Raw genomic sequence first — 18570 nt, 5'->3', positions numbered from 1 at the left:
TCATAAAAAAATATGATTGTAAATGTACGCAATCAGGTTGCTATTAATATGCATTCTTATCATTAAATCCGCGAAACATCGTAATCATCATGATCTTGAAATCTAGCCATAATGACCAATTTCGAATGTATTCTAAATCGTACTCTACACGTGTTTTCATTTTGTCGACTGTTTCGGTTTCGCCCCGTGCGCCATTTACTTGAGCCCAGCCGGTTATGCCGGGTTTTACTTTATGGCGCAGCATATAGAAGTCGACTATTTTTCGGTATTCTTCGTTGTGCGCGATTGCGTGGGGGCGAGGGCCGATCACCGACATGTCGCCTTTTAATACGTTGATAAATTGGGGGAGTTCGTCCAATGAGGTTTTACGTAAGATAGCGCCCACCTTAGTAATGCGTTTGTCACCTTTGGTTGCTTGGGTGACAACGTCATTATTTTCGGTGACTGTCATCGAGCGGAACTTCCACATTTTTATTTTACGACCGTTAAGGCCATATCTGTCTTGTTTAAAGATAATAGGGCCTTTCGACGTTAATTTTACGGCTAAGGCAATGACCAACATGGGTAAGGCGATGACAGTTAAAATACTCATTGATAGGAACAAATCTTCTAAGCGTTTTAATACCCCTAAACTGCCTTGCATAGGATTATCGTAAACACTGATGGTTTGCACATCACCCACATGAGACATTTCGCCGTGCATTAAACAATACATAAACAAGTCGGGCACCACATGCACATTGGCAGTGGAGTCTCCTAAGGCATATAACATTTCTTCAATACGAACTTTGGCTTGAATAGGCAGGGTGATATAAATAACGTCGTATTTATTGTTCTTAGCGTTTTTGATGCCTTCAGCAATACTGCCACGAAGGTAGTAGTGATAGTCTTCATCTAGTCTGCTTTTGTCGCGATCATCATAAAAGGCAGCCATTCGGTAACCTGTCTCTGGGTTATCTATGACTTCTTTAGCTAAACGAATGCCTTTTTCAGATAAGCCAAAAATGGCAATGTTGCGAGTGTTGTATCCTTTACGACGCATGCTCGACAAAAACATCTGAAAACAAAAGCGCCATGCTATCAAACTAAATAGCGATGAACACATCCATAAACCTAATGCTACACGGGAAAAGTCTGTAGAAGTTTTTGAGAAAAACAAGTAACCAAACACTACAACTGAAGAAAACGCCCAGCAGGTAAAGGTATAAAAAATGATTTGTGTAAAAAAGCCTGCTCGCCAAGAACGGTAGAGTGCGAATGATTCTGCAATTAACGCAAAAGCCACCGAGCCTATGAGAGAAATTGTGAAGTAATGTTCGTTATAATTTTGGGTGTAAAAGGTTGCACATATATAGAGAAGCAATTGAATCAAAATAATATCAATTAAGCGATATAAAGCCGCCATTTTATTGGTGTTATTTTTAACCATGCCATGCTGTTGCTTCGTCATTTTATTTATTTCCCTTGCATTCAATATTTAACGGGTTATTTAGCTAAATCTTCAAGAATGTTGTTGCGTACAATATTTAAATTGTGACTTCCGTTGCTATAAGTGACTTCTTTAATCGTTATTTTTTCGAGCAAATTACTTAGGGTTGCCATTCTGTTTTGTTCAACCCCTAGGGCTCTATAGGCGTCACCTAAAATACTATTCTGCAACAGCAGTATCAGTGCTCTGCTGCCTCTAACCGTTTTAATTTCACAGCTTTTTTGTGACTCTGCTACCCGGTTAAGTACATATATTGTGGTTAGTATTTGGCTGGCATTACCAGCAGGCAAATTACCTTCTAATTTTACTACCCGTTTATTAAACCCCTCGTGTACCTTGGACAGCGACTTGTGACTTACATCAAGTTCTGTTTCCACTGAGTCAGGCCACATTCTGGCAATTGGCCAACTCGGATAAATTCGGTATTGTTCGCCGTTATTTTCGGGATGTAACGCCATCATGTCGTCGGTCATCCACGAAAAACCGCTATCACACAACTTTGCGCTCAGTGTGGATTTTCCCGTGCCACTTGGCGCTACTAACCCTATTGCTTGTCCTTTATATTCAAGTGCGTTGCCATGAATACATAAAATTTGCTTCAGTTCTAACCAAACAGCTAATCCAACTGTTTGAAAATAATGCGCTGATCCTGTGCCGTATTTTTGCCAATCTACAGTTAATTGGTTACCGGTAAATTTAAAAACACCATGGCCTTCACAATTAACTTTTAAACTACAGCTAGTAGCACTTCTGAACAGGTTAAGTTCAGTACGGTACTTTTCACCAATATCCGTTAAAGACCAAATTTTTGGTCCTACCGTACTTTCTACTATTGAATCAAAATTCAATGACAGGCTGTAAGGTAAGTTAGTTTGTTGGCTTTTTGAGCCCAAAAAAGCACACGCTACGCCATGTAAGGGCATAGTATAAAAATCATTAACCATTAGATTCTGTCGGAAGTATCAACCCCTAAACAATTTTTAGGGGTTGATAGAAAATTTAACCTTGGAACGGGTTACGTTTAGTATGACCGCCGTTTTCGTCTGGAACACTACCAGAGAACCCTTGAGTCAATTCAGCCAAACTACCCACTTTGGTGAGTTCAGGCTTTACGTATTCACGTTTTTCGTTTGCATCAATAATTAATTTAGTCATGTGAATTCTCCTTAAGCCTGTTTGCGTCGAGCTACTAAGCCACCAAGGCCTAATAACAACAATGATAAAGTTGCTGGAGCAGGTACATTTTTAATATCGGTATCTGCAAAAAAGTCAACACTCTCTTGACCATCTAAATTTAGCTCAATTGATAAGGTGCTATATAACTCGTCTTGAATTAGGTCGCTGTAGGTCGCTATTGCGGTTACACCCGATGGTTTAATTATAAATGCACGGCCTAAACCAGAACCATTTCCATTGTCGTCGAATAAAGAGTCAAACACTACATCAGTACCTAAAGCACTAATTACAATTGACGTTAAGATGTTTTGAGATTTATTGGTGAGTGACCAAAGACCATAAAAGATATCGTCACTGAAATCGGAGGTGCCACCTGTGTCTACGTTACCTATAGAGTCGCCATTCTGGGTTAGTGAAAACAATGAACCGTCTACACCGCCTTCTTCCGCTTCCAATGAAACTGTGTCGGTTAAGCCAGTACCAGTGCTAATAACCTGCCAGGTCAATGTTTCTGTAAGGCCACCTGAAAAGTTAGCTGTTACTTCCAAACCAGCCATATCTGCACCGGTAATTATACTTGTAAAGCTTGCGTGAGCTTGACTAGCGCCAAACATTGATAGAAAACCCATTATTAAAAGCTTTTTCATATCCGTCTCCAAAAAGTTAGGGTGTTGTCATTAACTAAAATTTAGTCGAATTAAGTATCTCTAAATTCTATTTTTTATATGCAATAAATGATCCTATTAATTTTTATCTTTGTAAATCATTATCTTATTTTTATTTTAGGGTTTAGTTTTGTTTTTATAGGGCTTTATCCGCTATATTGTCGTTAACTCTGTAAAAAAATCAGACACCGCCCAATTTTTGATCCCTAATTGGTCTAATATTTCATCAGCAAATTTTGGTTTGCTATAGTTTGCTGTTGATATTATTGATATTTACCTTGTAAAGGTTGTTAAAACTGATGTTTGTATGCATTTTCAAAGAAAATTCACAAAATCTTAACAAAACTGTCATGTTTGGCAGTGTTGAGCATTTCCGTAAAAGGTTTGCCGCACTTTTTCCTGAGCGATTCGACCGCCTTATGGTTATTGAAAGTGGGGATGCTTCAATTCTCTATTCTGATGACTTTGCAAAGTTTGAACCAAAATTTAACTTTGATGAATTTAATGAAGAAATAGTGAATAAAAGCATGTTGTTAGGTGATTATGAGGGAAGAAAAGCATTTTTTACTTCGTCTCCTAACGGCGATAATTGCACTGATATAGATAATGTTGCACAAAGTTTGAGCAATAAATTTTCCCAATATAAAACTGAAATATTTACCGAATTAAAAAGTAGTTTCTTACTTGTGGCTAAGATTGCGGGTCAAAATAGTATCCATATAGCAACAGATCCTCTAAGTTCGCGTTCAATTTATTGGATTGAAGACGAATGTTGCGTAATGGTGTCTACCGATTTGGCATTTATTAGCACTATGTTGGGTAAAGAATTAGGGCTTTCAGAGCGGGGGTTAGCGAGTTGGCTAAGTGGTTACCCTAATCCCGCGATATCACTTTTTGAACGGGTAAATGTGTTACCCATTGGTTACAGGCTTGAATTGTCTTTGTCAGATAAAGCTAAAGTCACTAAGTTTTGGGATATAGAACCCGATAATAAAATCACCTTAGCAAGCCAAACAGAGTATTCAGAACGTTTTGTTGAGTTATTGAGTGATAGCGTTAATGCTGCTTGTGATTCGCAGCAACAGGTAATTGCCTCTCAAATGAGTGGTGGGTTAGATTCCACTAGTATTACCGCTTTAGCCAATGACTATTTAAACAGTGTAGATAAAAAGGTACTGCCGTTATCGCATATTTATACTCAGTCTGAGAAATCTGATGAAAGTCAATTGGTTAGGGATATGTTGGATGTCTTGAAAATAGAAAAAAGCGTTCAAATGTCTGTTGATGAAGGCAAAGACCGAGACTTTTTAGCCTTGTATCCCACTGACTTAGAAAGTCCGGGAACCGTATTGTCACCTCGGTATGTAAAAGAGCTGGCCTTAGTTAAGAAGGCAGGGGCTGATGTGCTGCTTACGGGCAATGGTGGTGATGAAATGTGCTGGGGGCATAGCGCCGCCTATACACAAAGGTTTAAACAGGGGGATTGGCGAGTGATTACAGAGGTGCTTAAGGCATGTGATGCCATAGGTATGTCGAAACGTCAAACACTAACAAACTTATTTGTGAAACCTTTTGTGCCAGAAATAGTGTTAAAAATCCTGACACTTAATCGCAAAAACTCCAATGAACACAGCATGCCTATATGGTTAACCGATAAGGCTAAGTCGTTATCTATTGAAGAAACTCGCATTAATAATCCTTTTGATATAAACAAAGATCCTGTTGGGTATAACAGATATAGCAGTTTAAAAACAACTTCGACTTACAATGCGGTGCGTTCTTATGAAAAAGTGGCGCAACAATTTGGTATCGATGTTCGTCATCCGTTTTTTAATACTGCGATCGCCGAGTTTTCTTTTGCGATCCCTCCTAAGCAATTGATTCAAGGTCCTTATCCAAAGTGGCTTTTACGAAATGCCATGAGTGATAAATTACCAAGTAGTGTTTGTTGGAATCTTAAAAAAACCACATTCGACCAACATTTTGGCAATTTAGTGCGAGAAAACGCTAACGAGTTGCGAGAAGTTCTACAGGATCATCGCTTGGCCGATATGGGACTAGTTAACCAGTCGTTACTATTAGCTGAATTCGATAGAGTCGTGGCTAATCCAGATATTCCGCTACAGGTGGATTTGCTTTATGCCATTTTGACGTTTACTTGGTTAAAAACGCATTTTCCTGAATGATAGCTATAGAAAAAGCCATTGAATCAAAGAGGACACAGAGCGCTGCGCTACACAGAGTAAAGAAGAATTTGGGGAAGTATGAGTAGGTCAATCACATCACAATCATATGTTCAACTACTTAGATTTTAATTTTAGCTAATCTTTTCTCCATGTCCTCCGTGCCCACTTTACTTCAAATTTTTTGCCTTGTGTTTTTTCTGACTACAGCGTTAAAAGTGTTTGAAAATATTGCTGGAATTGGCGTTGATTTTTTCTAATGTAATGTATTCGCTGGTTGTATCTTTTGAATCGTTGATGATTTTATTTTGGTAGGTCAACCAGCAATGTGCGGCGAAAACCTCTTGGTTTTTTTTAACACCTATAACTAGGTGGCTTTTTGTGCCTAGGCGTTCTAACAGCGATTTTTGTACCATAGAGCGGCGTAAACAGTTAATTTTGACAAAATGATTCCGCCCAACACTTTCGCTTAATTTTATGAGTTGGCGTACCTCAGACAATGATGTATCGGTTGATTGTTGGGAGATATCCATTAGGTGGTGTCGCCAAAATCGAAACGGCAAATACGCAATCACCAGATGCCAATATATAAATGAACACCAAAGACGACAGACCATGAGTTTATGTTTAAGGGGCAGCGCCATCCATTTTATAAGGAAATTAGGCATCTTTTAAATGTGCTAACCCACACTTAGATAAGGCAATCATTAGATACTGTAAATCTTGTTCAACTTGGCCAGTTTCCACAGTGAATTTTTGGCTTAATGTGTCTGCGATTTCGCTACTTGATAGCCCTTTTTGTAGACTCTCAAGCATCAATGCGCCGATTTCGTTCAAGGTGTAATAATCGCCACTATCTGGCTCAAGTATTACCACTTCGTCTACTACTTTCTGTATAAGTAGGCCTTCTTTTAATACTAGATCCATTTTTAGTTCCTTTTAATTAGCTGGGACTTATACGTTATTTTTCTTGGGTTAATTTGCCATTATCTAGTTTATACACAACATCTGCTATTTCAATTAACGACTTATCATGAGATATGACAATAACAGTGTAGCGACTAAATAATCGCGTAAACTCATCTTTAAAAGATTGGCTAGAAAACTCATCAAGCATTGAGGTGGGCTCATCTAACAGCAGAATATGCGGTTCTAGTAATAGTGCTCGGGCCAGAGATATGCGTTGTTTTTGCCCACCTGATAACAAAACACCGCCTTCTCCTACTGCTGTTTGATACCCCTGTGGTAAATCTTGAATAAATCTATCAGCCCCAGAGGCTTGGCAGGCTTTGCTGATCCTTTCTGCAGAGGGAGCCACCACTCCATAAGTAATATTGTCCAAAATGGAGCCATTGCATAACAATACATCTTGCGAAACTAAGGCAATAGCGGCACGTACCGACGAGTTATTCATTTGGGCAATATCTTGATTATCGATTGAAATCTTGCCTTTGGTTGGCTCGAGAAATTTCATCAATAAATGCAGTAATGTTGTTTTGCCTCCGCCGTTTTTACCGTACAACAACATGGTGTGTTTTGCATCTAACGTAAAGGATAACGATTCAAAAACAGAGGGCTTATTCTTAAAAGCAAAAGAAACATTGTCGAAGCAAATATCGGCATTTTTGATTACTAAGTGTTGATTGGCACTTGACTGAAACTCAGATTCGACATGATAAAAGGTTAGCAATCTGTCTGATGCACCCATCACCTGTTGTATTTGCCCATATAAACCCGCTAATGCCCCTAAAGGGCGAGTAAAAATTAGTCCATAAAGCATCAAACTAATTAAATCAGGAATACTGATGTTGCCAGATTGAAAGCGAATAAAACTCAAGACAATCACAATTAACACAGCGATAGACGCCATAAATTGCACTAAAGGTGACAAAATTGCCTGTAGTTTTAATTGCTGACTGCGAAGCGCGAGTATTTCAGAGGTTTTGTGTTTGAATTTTTTTGACTCTGATGACTCACGATTAAAGGCTTTGATTAAAGAGATTGCGCCAATATTTTCACTGGCTAAAGCCATTGAATCTGCCTGATGTTGAATGAGAGCTCTAGAGATGGGTTGCATGCCGCGACTCACAAACTTCAAAACGATAAATATCGCGGGTACAAACACAATAATAAGTAAGGCAATGCTAGGTTCTATTGTAAACATCAAAATCGCAGCGCCAATTAACACCAACACGCTGGGTATTAGGTTGGTCAACACACTGGAAGCGAAGTAGCTGATTACGGCTAAATCATTACTCAACATAGACAACACATCACCACGTTTATTTTCTTTAAAGTACTGCATGGGTAATACTTGAATATGGTCATACAGTCGGCAACTCAGCTCTGCCATTAAACGCGCGCCGATTAAACTGACATTATAGGTGGACAAGAATCTCAGCAGTGCGTGTACCGCAAATAAGGCAATCCACAACAGTAAAATATAGATATGGGTTTGATTCATGCCGGTGGCATTGGAGATAAAATATTCTGAATACTGACCGGCTAAAAAAGGCACAGACAAGCTGACTAACGTTTCGCAAATCATAAGACACACCACATAAGCAAAGGCTTTTTTGTGTGCTTTGAATAGCTTCATGGCATATTCAAATTTAAGGGTGTTAAACATAATGCTAGTCAGTCCATTTACTTAAAATAAAAGATACGCAAAGAGTGTGCCTACTCAACTCAATTGATGGATTGACCTAGTTGAGTTCAAAGGATGTCAGAAAAACAAATTAAGGCGTTGTTAAAGTAGGGCTGTATATTACCTTGTTTCCAGTCAAAAAATAAAATGCTTGTCATGCAATTTTTATCAATAAATCAACTTTGCTTTTTTTTGTGTGTAAATATCGTTAATGTTAGCTGTATATATTTATTAATGAGATAAGCCCAATGCGTTTTGCTGTTATTTGCCTGTTAATGCTTTCTGTTCAGGTGTTTGCTTCTGACTCGAATAAACCAACTAGTGTCGAGGACTTTACTGCAAACATGTCGCAGCAAAGTGGTTTTTTTGACTTTTATTATCAAATTGAACAAGACAAAGTGTTCCTCAAGATTGATAAGTTTGATCAACCCTTTCTTTTTCAAAGCAGTCTGCCCCAAGGTATTGGTTCGAATGATATAGGTTTAGATCGCGGTCAATTGGGGGATACGCGACTCGTTAAATTCGAACGCTACGGCAATAAAGTGTTGTTAAAACAATTAAATACCCAATACCGAGCAAGCTCGTCTAACCTTGCCGAACAAGCAAGTATAGACGAAGCTTTTGCCGATTCTGTAATTGCTGGGTTTTCTGTAGTGGCGAGTGATGATGACGTGGTGGTGATAGATTACACCGACTTTTTGCTCTCAGATATTCACCAGATATCGCAACGATTGTCGGGTTCAAATCAAGGCAGTTATCGACCCGATGCGAAAAGAAGTGGGGTGTATTTAAAGCGTAGTAAGGCCTTTCCAAATAACACCGAATTAGAAGCTCTAGTGACCTTTGGTGGTTCTAAACCTGGGCAGTATGTCAATCAAGTTACCCCCGATCCCATTAGTATTTCGGTGCATTTGCACCATTCGTTAGTGAAGTTGCCAGATTCAGAATATCAACCCAGAAAGTTTGTACCTTTTTCGGGTTTTTGGTCTGTGGGCTATCAAGATTATTCAGTGCCCATCGAAGACAGCATGAGCAAAGCGTTTATCCCTCGTCATCGCTTAACTAAAAAACAACCTAACGCACAGGTTAGTGAAGCGGTGGAACCTATAGTCTATTACCTTGATCCGGGTATCCCTGAGCCTGTTATGAGCGCCTTAAAAGACGGTGCATTATGGTGGGATCAAGCATTCAGTGCCATAGGTTACAAAAATGCCTTTCAAGTTAAGGTGTTACCTGAAGAGGCAGACCCTATGGATGTACGATATAACGTGATCCAGTGGGTGCATAGGGCTACACGAGGTTGGTCTTATGGTTCTTCGGTGATTGACCCTCGTACTGGGGAAATCATCAAAGGGCACGTTACTTTGGGTTCATTGCGGGTAAGGCAAGATTATTTAATCGCTTTAGGTCTAACTAGCCCTTTTAGTGCTGATGGTAAATCCGATGAGCAAGTCGATACCTCTAAACAAAAGGCCATGGCATTGGCGCGTATTCGTCAGCTTTCAGCCCACGAGGTGGGGCACACTTTAGGCATCGCCCACAACTTCGCCGCTAGCGAATATGGCCGTGAATCGGTTATGGATTATCCCCATCCTTTAGTGAGCATTAAAGACGGAAAAATTACTTTAGATAACGCTTACGATGTGGGAATGGGTGAGTGGGATAAATACGTCGTGGCCTATGGATATCAAACTTACAGCGACAAAATCAAAGAACATCAAGGACTAGAGCAGTTAGTTGCTGCAGCCAGAGAAAAAGGCTTTAGGTACCAATCTGATCCAGATGCCCGCCCATCCAACGCGGCTAATGTAGAAGGACATCTTTGGGACAACGGCGCTGATGCGATCAGCGAATTAAAGCGGATCAGCGAAGTGCGAAAAGTCGCCATGGCTAATTTCGGGCTTAAAACCATTCAGTCTGGTGCCACATTGTCTTCTTTAGAAGAAACCTTTGCGCCTATTTATTTGTTACATCGTTATCAACTAGACGCCGTTGCAAAAGTGATTGGTGGGGTGAACTATGAATATGAACTAAAAGGAGATTACTTTGTTGCTAAAGGAGTTGAAGTGATTGCTGCAGAACAGCAAAAACACGCTATAACAGCGATGTTAGAGACTCTAAAGAGTGAGTTTTTGAGTATTCCCACTACGTTGACACAATTGATTACCCCTAAAGCTTACGGCGAATATCGCAACCGAGAAAGTTTTAAGGGGCGCACGGGATTAACGTTCGATCCTATTAGCGCTGCCGAATCAGCTGCAGCTTATAGTCTTAATTTGTTGTTAAAAGCCGAGCGCCTTAACCGTGTAGCCCAACAAAAACAACAACTTAAAGATGCACCTGATTTAGGTTATTTAATGAATCGTTTGTTTAAACAAACCATTAAGCATGGCACCAATAAAGCCCATCCTCAGCTAAGCAATCGAGTAAACTATTTAGTGTTAGATCAGGTAGTAAAAGCCATGCAACAAGCAAACTTGGCGCCTGAAGTGCGGGGTGAAATAGAAACAAACCTGGTTGAATTACATAAGTGGTTCAAAAACAATAAACGCAACGCACACAACGCTGTTATGGCCAGGCAATTAGAGCAATATTGGCGAGTAGGCGAGTGGAAATCTCAATTTAAGGTAAAACCTTTACCTCCGGGATCACCAATTTAGGAGACAGTTTTTTAAGTTGAAGCGTTTTAAATGAAGGTTAATTGTTAGTAGGTAGTAGATAGCTGGCGTAATCGATTTTTGGGAACTATTATTTCCATCAATTCAGTCAACGTTGCTGAAGAAACCTATTTAAACTCAATTTTTTGATAAGGGAATATCCGTATGAAAGTAACTTCCAACCTGTGTCTAATTTTAATTGTTTTGTTGCTGCTTGGATGCGGGGGCTCTGGTGGTTCCAAATCAAGCCCAACGCCTACTAACTTAGCACCTAGTGTTGATGCGGGGGATGTGCAGAGTGTCAGTCCTAATTCTGACGTGACTTTGTCTGCCTCCGCAACCGATAGTGATGGCTCTATTGTTAGTTATTCATGGACCCAAACTGTTGGTGATGCTGTATCAATGAGTGGGGCAGATAGTAGCTCGTTAAGTTTTACTGCTCCTTTGGTTTCTAGTAATACAACCTTAACTTTTAGACTTACCGTTACTGACAATGAAGGAGCAACCTCAACTGATACTGTCAATATAAATATTGAAGTAATGAATGACGCCCCTGTTGTTGAAGCTGGAACTGATCAAACGGTTGAAGGTAACACCCTTATTAGCCTCAATGGTTCGGCTAGCGATACAGAAAGTGAAGTTACGGTTGTATGGACGCAGATCAGCGGCACTAACGTAGTTCTTTCAGATAATACCGTACTCACCCCTACTTTTATGGCACCACAAGTTACCTTTTCTGAGGAGCTTATATTTAGTCTTGTTGCCACCGACAATCAGGGAGCCACAACCGAAGATTCGATTAGCATTATCATCACCCCTCCTGTAGTCAGCGATACACTTGTGCCTACTGGAACATGGCGAGCAGAGCGTCTAACCGTTGATTACGACGCCAATGGAATTGCAGAAGGTCGAATTGAGCTTGATTATGACACCGCAAATAGAATTGTTCTTATACAGCAAAACTACTTAGACGATGGGTTTGAAGACCACCCATTGTCAATGTCTGCTGGTATGTTTAGGGGATTTCAGGATGAATCAGTTGAATCTGAGATAGTGTATGACAATTCGAATCGAATAATTGAGCAAACCCAGGTTCAGGGAGCACAAGCGCTAGATCGATTTTATGAATATGCAGAAGATCTTGTCGTAAGTAAGATGACAATAGTCAGTTATTCAACAAGTGAAGAAAATCCTTTTGAATATACTTGGACAATAGCCCCTGTTTATTCCGGCAATTTCGTACAATCTTATGAGGCTGAAAAAAACTCAGAACTGATTCGAGACTTTAATGGCACCCTTACTTACGATGAACAAAATCGCGTGATATCTGAAGTTGCCCAGTATCAAGACGATGAAAGGTTAGTGACCTACGTGTGGAATAGTAATAATACTCTCGCCGAATTGACAGTAACCTATGACACAGAGCTGATAAACCAAACAATTTACACCTATGGTAGCGATGGTTCTATGTCATCCATTGTATCTAATACACCTACCTATACTGCAAAATTAGTGACAACCACATTCAGTTACAATACCGCAGGTTTGTTGGTCCTAATCGAAGAAGATTTAGATAGTGACGGAAATGTTGATAAAAAAATCGAAATTGTGTGGGAGCAACAACCTTGTGTACTCAGTGGTGGTTGGGGCCCAGAGACTACTGAAGTAGCGGCGCAGTTTAATATTCCTGCTTTAGAATCTTTACCTGAAGGAACTGAACTAGGCACAAATTGGGCATGGAATTCTATTTACTGCCAATAATTGATTAAAATGTATCTAAGGTTGCGACAATTGACGGATGCTCGTCATATTGACGTTTAATTGATAGTAGATAGTAGATAGTAGATAGTAGATAGAAGGGCATAAACTAGGGGTTTATGCCCTTTTTAAATCGAGATGCTTTAGCCGCGGTAACCGAAGAGTTTATGTTTGATAATTTCTTCGGCAATACCGTCTGGCAAGCTGTCTTGCCATTCACCCTTACCAGTAGCGAGCTGCTTAAGGATTTGACGCGAATAGATATTAAACAAAGCGGGGTCGCTACATTCAATTCCGTGAAGGAAACCATTTTCTAATAAATGGCGATACAAAAAGCGTAAATGTTCTGGTACTTTTACATCAGTAAATTCGGTTACTTCGCCTTCTTCATTCATTTCTGGGTAAATAAACAATCGGGTATTATCAGGAAACAACTTACCAAATCCTTCTAAAATACCGCCTTCAACACCTCGATAAAAGTTCTCATCGAATATCTGTTTTACATTGACCATACCCATTACTATGCCAATTTGTAATTGTGTAAATTGGCGGAAGTAAGCTCTAAGAGAGAAGTATCGGGTGTAATCCGAGACCATTACGTTGTAACCCAGTGAGTTTAATAATTGCACTCTGGCTACAATGTCACTTTCTGGTACTTTTGCGTCGTTTCCGTGCACGTCATTTAGGGATATTTCGGCGATGGCAATGGTGTTGCCTGGTTCGACACCCGCTAGGGTAGAAAAAGAGTTTTGCCCCTGCTCAATCATGTCTACATTTAATTTAGTGACAGGTCGGAACGAGCCACGAATTGTGAGAACATTCTTTTTGTATAGCATCTCGGCTGGCACTGCCACACTGCCGTCGGGTCTAAACATGATGGCACGTGTTTTCCAACTACGGATTAGATGAATGTTTTTGGTTCTGTTGTCGATATCTTCAAAGTACGGGCCTTCAAATTCAATTGAATCAATTTCAATTCGATTGGCTTTCATGCCATCAGTTAATGAATCAATAATTTGTTTGGGGTTTTCAAAATAATGGTAGGCGGCGTAAATAAGGTTAACGCCCAGCACGCCTAGCGCTTGCTGTTGTGCTTCGGCATTGTCATCCAACATCCTGACATGTACTGTAATATTTGAAGGCTTTGCACCAGGGTACATTTGCACACGAATTCCACACCAAGCGTGGCATTCGTTTTTGCGATTAAAGCTTTTTGCAGCGACAGTAGCTGCATACGCAAAATAGCGAGATGACCTAGAACGTATCTCACCGACTCGGTCTACCACCAGATCAAACTCTTGCTCCATCATCGCCTTTACACGGGCTCGACTCACATAACGTCCGTCTTCTTGTACACCGTATATGGCATCTGAAAATTTCATATCGTAAGCAGACATGGTTTTGGCAATGGTACCCGCTGCCGCCCCCGCCAAGAAAAATTGTCTTGCAACTTCTTGACCTGCGCCGATTTCGACAATAGTGCCGTATTTTTTCTCATCAAGATTTAAACGTAGTGCTTTTTGAGTTGTGGTGCGGGAACTGACACTACTGCGAGATTTGATATTTTTATCCATGATTTCTCCTAATGAAGCGGGCAATGAACGAATACCACTATTGTAGCCTTTTTTCGTCACGGCATTAATCTAAATTTTCATCATAGAAGCGACTAATTCATTGAATAATATGACGAAATGGTTAATGAAAAGTTAAAAGCTAAAAGTAAGGTAAGGCAGTAGTCATATAAAAACATAAAAAACACTATGAACATGGATAATAAAGTAGAAAAACTAATTCTCCCCAAAGGAAAGTGCGCTAAATAGTCTCGTAGAAAAGTGCTAACTAAACATCTTAACCAACAGTATTAACACCAAGCGACTTTGCTAGTCGTCTTCAAAATGCCTAGAGCCGGTTTGCAATTCAAGTATAGGATTGCTTTAAATCAACCTACAGACGTCACTATGGGCTCAGTGAACAAGCTAATTCAAATAAAAGAAATAACATCGCAATAAGCAATTTATTCGTATATTTGAAACCTCCCCCGAGTCATCCTTGCGAAGGCAAGGATCTCCATCACTCTAGCCAAATGCAAAGCTATCCTACTCAGCTAATATTATATTTAAAGTGTATTTTAAGTGCTCAGTTGAAAAGGAATTCAATGATAATGAAACAGCCAAGTGTTTACATCATAACAAACCGTCACAATACAACCTTATATATCGGTGTAACCAGTAATTTGGTTAAACGTATTTACCAACATAAAAATAAATTGGTAGAGGGCTTTAGCGCTCAGTATAACCTCGATAAGTTGGTTTATTTTGAGTGCTTTGAAGATATGGAAAATGCGATCACTCGTGAAAAAAGGTTAAAGGTGTGGAAAAGAGATTGGAAAAACCGGCTTATTAATGAGATGAACCCAAGTTGGAAAGACTTGTACCCAGATTTGATAGGTTGAGATGGGTTGAGTTTGGTAAGCTTTTTGGGAGGTCCTTGCTTTCGCAAGGATGAAGGGAAGTTGTTTCAATCAAAATAACGTCTAGCTCAACGTTCAAAACAGTCGTACAGATTGTAAGAATAATTATTGAGTGATTACTTTTCTCTATTGCCAAATATTTGTGCGTTAACAGCGCAAATGGTTTCCACTGCGAGTGATGCCCAAGATTATTCCAGTTTGGTCGAACGCAATTTCTACTGCATCACCGCTGCTGATCTGTGAGTCTATTTGCCGCATTTGGCTTAGCGCAGCTATTAAATCATTGGATATTTGTAACACTTGGTTATCGCAGCTTTTCAACCGCCACCCTTCATCAACAAGTTGCAGAACTGCCTTGGATTTGTGGTGTGCTGCATAGGTTTGTTTTTGTGCTAAATAGTTCTTGTAATGTTCAGCATGGCGATTATTGATACTGTCAGAAAAACTTTCAGGCTCGACATCCAAAGTATGCAGTTGTGCAACTTGGTATTGATAATGTGTGGATACTTGGTCAGCTTGTTGCAGCAATAACAAATTAATCAATAACAAGGTACTGGCAGCCACAGCAACATAGCTAATACGTTTAAATATATAAGCGGTACTTTGCTTGTCTTGTTGTTGAGTCAATACATGGCGTTTAATTGATGTAGGGGCCGCATGTTGACTTTTGCGTCTAACATAAAGTCGCTGTAGTGCCTCATCTGATTTTGGGTCTGGTTTACTCATGCTGCTCTCCACACTGTTTACTTAGTACCTTGCGAATATTGTGTTTCGCGTATCTCAGTCTGCTTTTGACGGTTTCTAACGTGCAATGAGTTATGCTGGAAATTTCCTGCAAGGAGAAGCCTTCTTGTTGCAAACAAAATGCCTCTCTTTGTTCAAACGCCAAGGAAAGTAGTGCCTTGTCAAACATGAGACTAATATTCTCATCATTCAGGCTCACCTCGACACATTGCTCATCGTCAAGTAATTGTTCGATTTCACTATCACTGTTTTTGTTGCTACGAAACTCGTCAATTAACTGGTTGCGAGCCATCGTAAATAACCAAGCTTTAAACTGTCCGGATTGTTGGTATAAATGCTTTTTTTCTATCACTTTCAACCAAGTTTTTTGGCAAATATCCTTAGCCATAGTTGGGTCAGAAAGGGTTAACACAAAGTGAAACAAATCATCACCACAGGTATCGTACAACTTGGTGAGCAAAGCCCGGTCACCGGACTTTGCATAGCGCATCATAAGATTTTCATTACTGGTTCGATCAAATAATTTCGATTTTAAGGTTAACGCAAAACTCATAGACGCTCCTTAATTAGCAGTACTCAAAATAGTTGGCACATAGGCTGTTTTCTTTATCCCTAATGTGTATATATCATGTGGTGACAAAGTAGTTAACTTGCCAATTTAAAGTCTAACATGACCATCATGCCATCTTGAGCCTGCGCTTTACCAGCCTGAATATTCGGTTTGTACTTCCACTTTGCCAAGGCCCGTTTAGCCGCTTGATTAAATGTTCTTTTGGGCTTGGAGTCTAATACTTTAATATTGCTGACAGTTCCTGATGCCGTAATTGAAAAGCTTAGCTTTACCCAGCCTTCGACACCATCTTTGGCAGCAGTCGTTGGATATTTAGGCTCTACTCTAACTATGGGGCGAGCGTCACCGCCGCCAGAATCAAAGGTTGGATTGATTTGAGTCTTAATTTTAGGCGCGCCGAAACTTGATATGAGTGAGTTTGGATCAAAGCCAGTATTAGGATCGGACTCTGTTACTCTCGCAATTAACTTGGGTTGAGGTAAAGGAACCGGCTTAGGTTTGAGTTTTATTCTCTCAACAAGCGGTTTTTCCTTGATGTCATAGGTTAATGTAATGGGTGGTGGAACAGTTACTTCAATTGGTTGAATTTGGTCACTCTCAATCAGTTTTTTCATGCCAACAAATAACGTAAATGTAATGGTGATGGCGACGATAGCAATGACTAGATATTTATTTAGGTTAAAATGTAGTGTATTTTGCGCTGGTAGAATGTGCATAGAATTTCTCCGTTGGTTCATTTGAGTAACGAATCACAATGAATAAAGGGGTTAAAAATTTTTAGACTTTGCTGCGCCGCGGGTCAAAAAACAAATAATCACTAAATGCCTTGTTCTTTGATTGTGTTTTTAAATGGGGTTATTTAGAGTAAGCGTAATAGATGGATTCTTGAGCGGAGTTTTGACAATCTGCGCAAATATTGCGGCCGTTAGTGCGCTACATATTATTATATGCTCTACATATCATGGCTTGATGCTAAAACGCCAATGACTGGCCTAGTTGGAGCTCCATATTAGGTTCAAAAATATGCATGTCGATTCAAGTAATATTTCTTATTATGCACAGCCATCTAGACTATTCCCTCAATTAAATGGGTATTGGTTTTATTTTCTGTCATTGTTCTTAATTTTAGTTTTGATTTTGATTTCAAATAAAGCTTCGGCAGCCAAATTTGTTTTTGCGGCAGCCGAAAAAAGTAATCCTACCTCATACCTATCCAATCAAAAAAAGAGAGGTATATTGGTTGATGTAATAACCGAAGTATTTTCGCGGTCAGGTCACACTGTAGAAATCTTGCTTATGCCGTGGGCTAGGTGTCTTAGAGAGGTCAAAAACGGCAGCGTTGATGGAATATTTTCTGTATACAAAACACCTGAGAGAGTGATTTTTTTAAGTTACACCGACGAAGTGCTTATAACGCAAGTACAAGCATTTTTTGTGACTTCTGACTCTAGTATTAGTTTCGACGGTGATCTTCGTAAATTGGCAAATAAGTCGATTAGCATTATCAATCAAACTAGCTATGGCCCCAGATTAGATTCGGCACTAGAAGCGGGAGTGTTTAATTGGGTGAGTCAAGCACAGAGTTCTCAAAGCAACGTTAAAAAGTTGTTGGCAGGTCGTGTTGATTTAATTCCCTCTTATCGACATGTTGCACTTAGTACAGCGAAATCACTAGGAGCGAGTGCAAAAATAAGGCAGTTATCTCCTGATATAGAAGCCATCCCAAGCTACCTTGCATTCACAAATAAACGAGACTTCAGTAAGGCCATTGCAGAATTCAATCATGTACTAGCGTCAATGAAAGAAGATGGAAGTTACGACAAAATATTCAATAAATACCTCTTTTAGTCATGCTTTTTTTCCATCTATTAGATTAAAATTTAAATTGGCATGAAACTTAATTGGGGGCAGTTCAGTTATTAGGTTCGTCAACTTTTATGTTTCTTCACGATATACAGCTCAATAGCGGAAATTGCTGATCCTTGATATAAATAATCTTCCCTTCATACCGCTTAAACAATTGTAACGAAGTTATACCAATCCATCCTAACAATTGATCGCTCAGCGAGATTTAAAATCACCTAATCAAGGCGCTCGAATGAAGCAATAGTTATTCTATTGTAAGTTCGAGCAACGCAGAGTAGGTGCTTTTAAACCTCGCCCAAAGGGAGAACACCAGCGACTTTCTCTCTTCGTTCTAGTCCTTTGAA

16 protein-coding genes are annotated in these 18570 nt (G+C 39.7%); 5 read left to right on the top strand and 11 right to left on the bottom strand.

Going from position 1 to position 18570, the window contains the following annotated elements; translation table 11 throughout:
* Positions 1 to 43 precede the first annotated feature (43 nt).
* The 4 genes from ABJK37_RS01465 to ABJK37_RS01450 are packed head-to-tail and all read right to left on the bottom strand — an operon-like array spanning position 44 to position 3312.
* A complete protein-coding gene (locus tag ABJK37_RS01465; RefSeq protein WP_348349376.1) occupies positions 44 to 1450 on the bottom strand; it encodes an undecaprenyl-phosphate glucose phosphotransferase in 1407 nt (468 codons plus the stop codon).
* A gap of 35 nt (positions 1451 to 1485) precedes the next feature.
* Complete coding sequence (locus ABJK37_RS01460; protein WP_348349374.1) at positions 1486 to 2433, bottom strand: hypothetical protein; 948 nt, start codon at positions 2431 to 2433, stop codon at positions 1486 to 1488.
* Positions 2434 to 2488: 55 nt separating this feature from the next.
* Positions 2489 to 2644 carry a lasso RiPP family leader peptide-containing protein gene (locus ABJK37_RS01455; protein ID WP_348349372.1) on the bottom strand — a complete coding sequence of 52 codons (156 nt, stop codon included), beginning with the start codon at positions 2642 to 2644 and terminating at the stop codon, positions 2489 to 2491.
* Positions 2645 to 2655: 11 nt separating this feature from the next.
* Positions 2656 to 3312 (bottom strand): PEP-CTERM sorting domain-containing protein, encoded by a 657-nt coding sequence (locus ABJK37_RS01450; protein ID WP_348349369.1) that lies wholly within the window; start codon positions 3310 to 3312, stop codon positions 2656 to 2658.
* A 317-nt stretch (positions 3313 to 3629) separates the two neighbouring features.
* Here ABJK37_RS01450 and ABJK37_RS01445 point away from each other — a divergent pair, with 317 nt between their 5' ends.
* Complete coding sequence (locus ABJK37_RS01445) at positions 3630 to 5516, top strand: asparagine synthase C-terminal domain-containing protein (RefSeq protein WP_348349367.1); 1887 nt, start codon at positions 3630 to 3632, stop codon at positions 5514 to 5516.
* A gap of 209 nt (positions 5517 to 5725) precedes the next feature.
* Here ABJK37_RS01445 and ABJK37_RS01440 read toward each other — a convergent pair whose 3' ends face one another.
* From ABJK37_RS01440 to ABJK37_RS01430, 3 genes are read right to left on the bottom strand one after another with little or no spacing between them, the layout of a single operon-like run.
* A complete protein-coding gene (locus ABJK37_RS01440; protein WP_348349941.1) occupies positions 5726 to 6130 on the bottom strand; it encodes a lasso peptide biosynthesis B2 protein in 405 nt (134 codons plus the stop codon).
* 43 nt (positions 6131 to 6173) lie between these two features.
* On the bottom strand, positions 6174 to 6440 hold the full coding sequence (locus ABJK37_RS01435) for a PqqD family protein (RefSeq protein WP_348349366.1): 267 nt from the start codon (positions 6438 to 6440) through the stop codon (positions 6174 to 6176).
* Between the two features lie 34 nt (positions 6441 to 6474).
* The gene (locus tag ABJK37_RS01430; protein ID WP_348349363.1) at positions 6475 to 8142 is read right to left on the bottom strand and encodes an ABC transporter ATP-binding protein; all 1668 of its coding nucleotides are present in this window, start codon (positions 8140 to 8142) and stop codon (positions 6475 to 6477) included.
* Positions 8143 to 8408: 266 nt separating this feature from the next.
* On the opposite strand from ABJK37_RS01430, the gene ABJK37_RS01425 reads away from it, so the two are divergent.
* Together ABJK37_RS01425 and ABJK37_RS01420 are read left to right on the top strand one after the other, a co-directional pair.
* A complete protein-coding gene (locus ABJK37_RS01425) occupies positions 8409 to 10820 on the top strand; it encodes a zinc-dependent metalloprotease (RefSeq protein ID WP_348349361.1) in 2412 nt (803 codons plus the stop codon).
* Positions 10821 to 10982: 162 nt separating this feature from the next.
* Complete coding sequence (locus ABJK37_RS01420) at positions 10983 to 12578, top strand: hypothetical protein (protein ID WP_348349359.1); 1596 nt, start codon at positions 10983 to 10985, stop codon at positions 12576 to 12578.
* 140 nt (positions 12579 to 12718) lie between these two features.
* On the opposite strand, the gene ABJK37_RS01415 is transcribed toward ABJK37_RS01420, so the two are convergent.
* Entirely contained in the window at positions 12719 to 14149 is a 1431-nt protein-coding gene (locus tag ABJK37_RS01415) for a TonB-dependent receptor (protein ID WP_348349358.1), read from the bottom strand.
* A 587-nt stretch (positions 14150 to 14736) separates the two neighbouring features.
* Between ABJK37_RS01415 and ABJK37_RS01410 the strand changes: the two genes are divergently transcribed.
* The gene (locus tag ABJK37_RS01410) at positions 14737 to 15027 is read left to right on the top strand and encodes a GIY-YIG nuclease family protein (RefSeq protein WP_348349356.1); all 291 of its coding nucleotides are present in this window, start codon (positions 14737 to 14739) and stop codon (positions 15025 to 15027) included.
* Between the two features lie 165 nt (positions 15028 to 15192).
* On the opposite strand, the gene ABJK37_RS01405 is transcribed toward ABJK37_RS01410, so the two are convergent.
* The 3 genes from ABJK37_RS01405 to ABJK37_RS01395 form a co-directional block, all read right to left on the bottom strand.
* Positions 15193 to 15771 (bottom strand): hypothetical protein, encoded by a 579-nt coding sequence (locus ABJK37_RS01405; RefSeq protein ID WP_348349354.1) that lies wholly within the window; start codon positions 15769 to 15771, stop codon positions 15193 to 15195.
* Positions 15764 to 16342, bottom strand: a complete 579-nt coding sequence (locus tag ABJK37_RS01400) for a sigma-70 family RNA polymerase sigma factor (protein WP_348349352.1) — start codon at positions 16340 to 16342, stop codon at positions 15764 to 15766. The genes ABJK37_RS01405 and ABJK37_RS01400 overlap by 8 nt, the downstream gene beginning before the upstream one ends.
* A gap of 92 nt (positions 16343 to 16434) precedes the next feature.
* On the bottom strand, positions 16435 to 17076 hold the full coding sequence (locus ABJK37_RS01395; RefSeq protein ID WP_348349350.1) for an energy transducer TonB: 642 nt from the start codon (positions 17074 to 17076) through the stop codon (positions 16435 to 16437).
* Positions 17077 to 17383: 307 nt separating this feature from the next.
* On the opposite strand from ABJK37_RS01395, the gene ABJK37_RS01390 reads away from it, so the two are divergent.
* The gene (locus tag ABJK37_RS01390; RefSeq protein WP_348349348.1) at positions 17384 to 18208 is read left to right on the top strand and encodes a transporter substrate-binding domain-containing protein; all 825 of its coding nucleotides are present in this window, start codon (positions 17384 to 17386) and stop codon (positions 18206 to 18208) included.
* Positions 18209 to 18570: the final 362 nt, after the last annotated feature.

Source organism: Paraglaciecola sp., from assembly GCF_039964565.1.
GTDB lineage: Bacteria > Pseudomonadota > Gammaproteobacteria > Enterobacterales > Alteromonadaceae > Paraglaciecola.
The sequence above is the reverse complement of the archived record's forward strand: the minus strand, read 5'-3'. Positions and strand labels throughout refer to the sequence as shown.

Excerpts from the sequence above, each read along its gene's own strand:
- ABJK37_RS01440 (WP_348349941.1), bottom strand. The coding sequence starts at position 6,130 with ATGGTCTGTCGTCTTTGGTGTTCATTTATATATTGGCATCTGGTGATT.
- ABJK37_RS01455 (WP_348349372.1), bottom strand. The coding sequence starts at position 2,644 with ATGACTAAATTAATTATTGATGCAAACGAAAAACGTGAATACGTAAAG.
- ABJK37_RS01445 (WP_348349367.1), top strand. The coding sequence starts at position 3,630 with ATGTTTGTATGCATTTTCAAAGAAAATTCACAAAATCTTAACAAAACT.
- ABJK37_RS01390 (WP_348349348.1), top strand. The coding sequence starts at position 17,384 with ATGCATGTCGATTCAAGTAATATTTCTTATTATGCACAGCCATCTAGA.
- ABJK37_RS01435 (WP_348349366.1), bottom strand. The coding sequence starts at position 6,440 with ATGGATCTAGTATTAAAAGAAGGCCTACTTATACAGAAAGTAGTAGAC.
- ABJK37_RS01465 (WP_348349376.1), bottom strand. The coding sequence starts at position 1,450 with ATGACGAAGCAACAGCATGGCATGGTTAAAAATAACACCAATAAAATG.
- ABJK37_RS01425 (WP_348349361.1), top strand. The coding sequence starts at position 8,409 with ATGCGTTTTGCTGTTATTTGCCTGTTAATGCTTTCTGTTCAGGTGTTT.
- ABJK37_RS01395 (WP_348349350.1), bottom strand. The coding sequence starts at position 17,076 with ATGCACATTCTACCAGCGCAAAATACACTACATTTTAACCTAAATAAA.
- ABJK37_RS01415 (WP_348349358.1), bottom strand. The coding sequence starts at position 14,149 with ATGGATAAAAATATCAAATCTCGCAGTAGTGTCAGTTCCCGCACCACA.
- ABJK37_RS01450 (WP_348349369.1), bottom strand. The coding sequence starts at position 3,312 with ATGAAAAAGCTTTTAATAATGGGTTTTCTATCAATGTTTGGCGCTAGT.
- ABJK37_RS01400 (WP_348349352.1), bottom strand. The coding sequence starts at position 16,342 with ATGAGTTTTGCGTTAACCTTAAAATCGAAATTATTTGATCGAACCAGT.
- ABJK37_RS01420 (WP_348349359.1), top strand. The coding sequence starts at position 10,983 with ATGAAAGTAACTTCCAACCTGTGTCTAATTTTAATTGTTTTGTTGCTG.
- ABJK37_RS01430 (WP_348349363.1), bottom strand. The coding sequence starts at position 8,142 with ATGTTTAACACCCTTAAATTTGAATATGCCATGAAGCTATTCAAAGCA.
- ABJK37_RS01410 (WP_348349356.1), top strand. The coding sequence starts at position 14,737 with ATGAAACAGCCAAGTGTTTACATCATAACAAACCGTCACAATACAACC.
- ABJK37_RS01460 (WP_348349374.1), bottom strand. The coding sequence starts at position 2,433 with ATGGTTAATGATTTTTATACTATGCCCTTACATGGCGTAGCGTGTGCT.
- ABJK37_RS01405 (WP_348349354.1), bottom strand. The coding sequence starts at position 15,771 with ATGAGTAAACCAGACCCAAAATCAGATGAGGCACTACAGCGACTTTAT.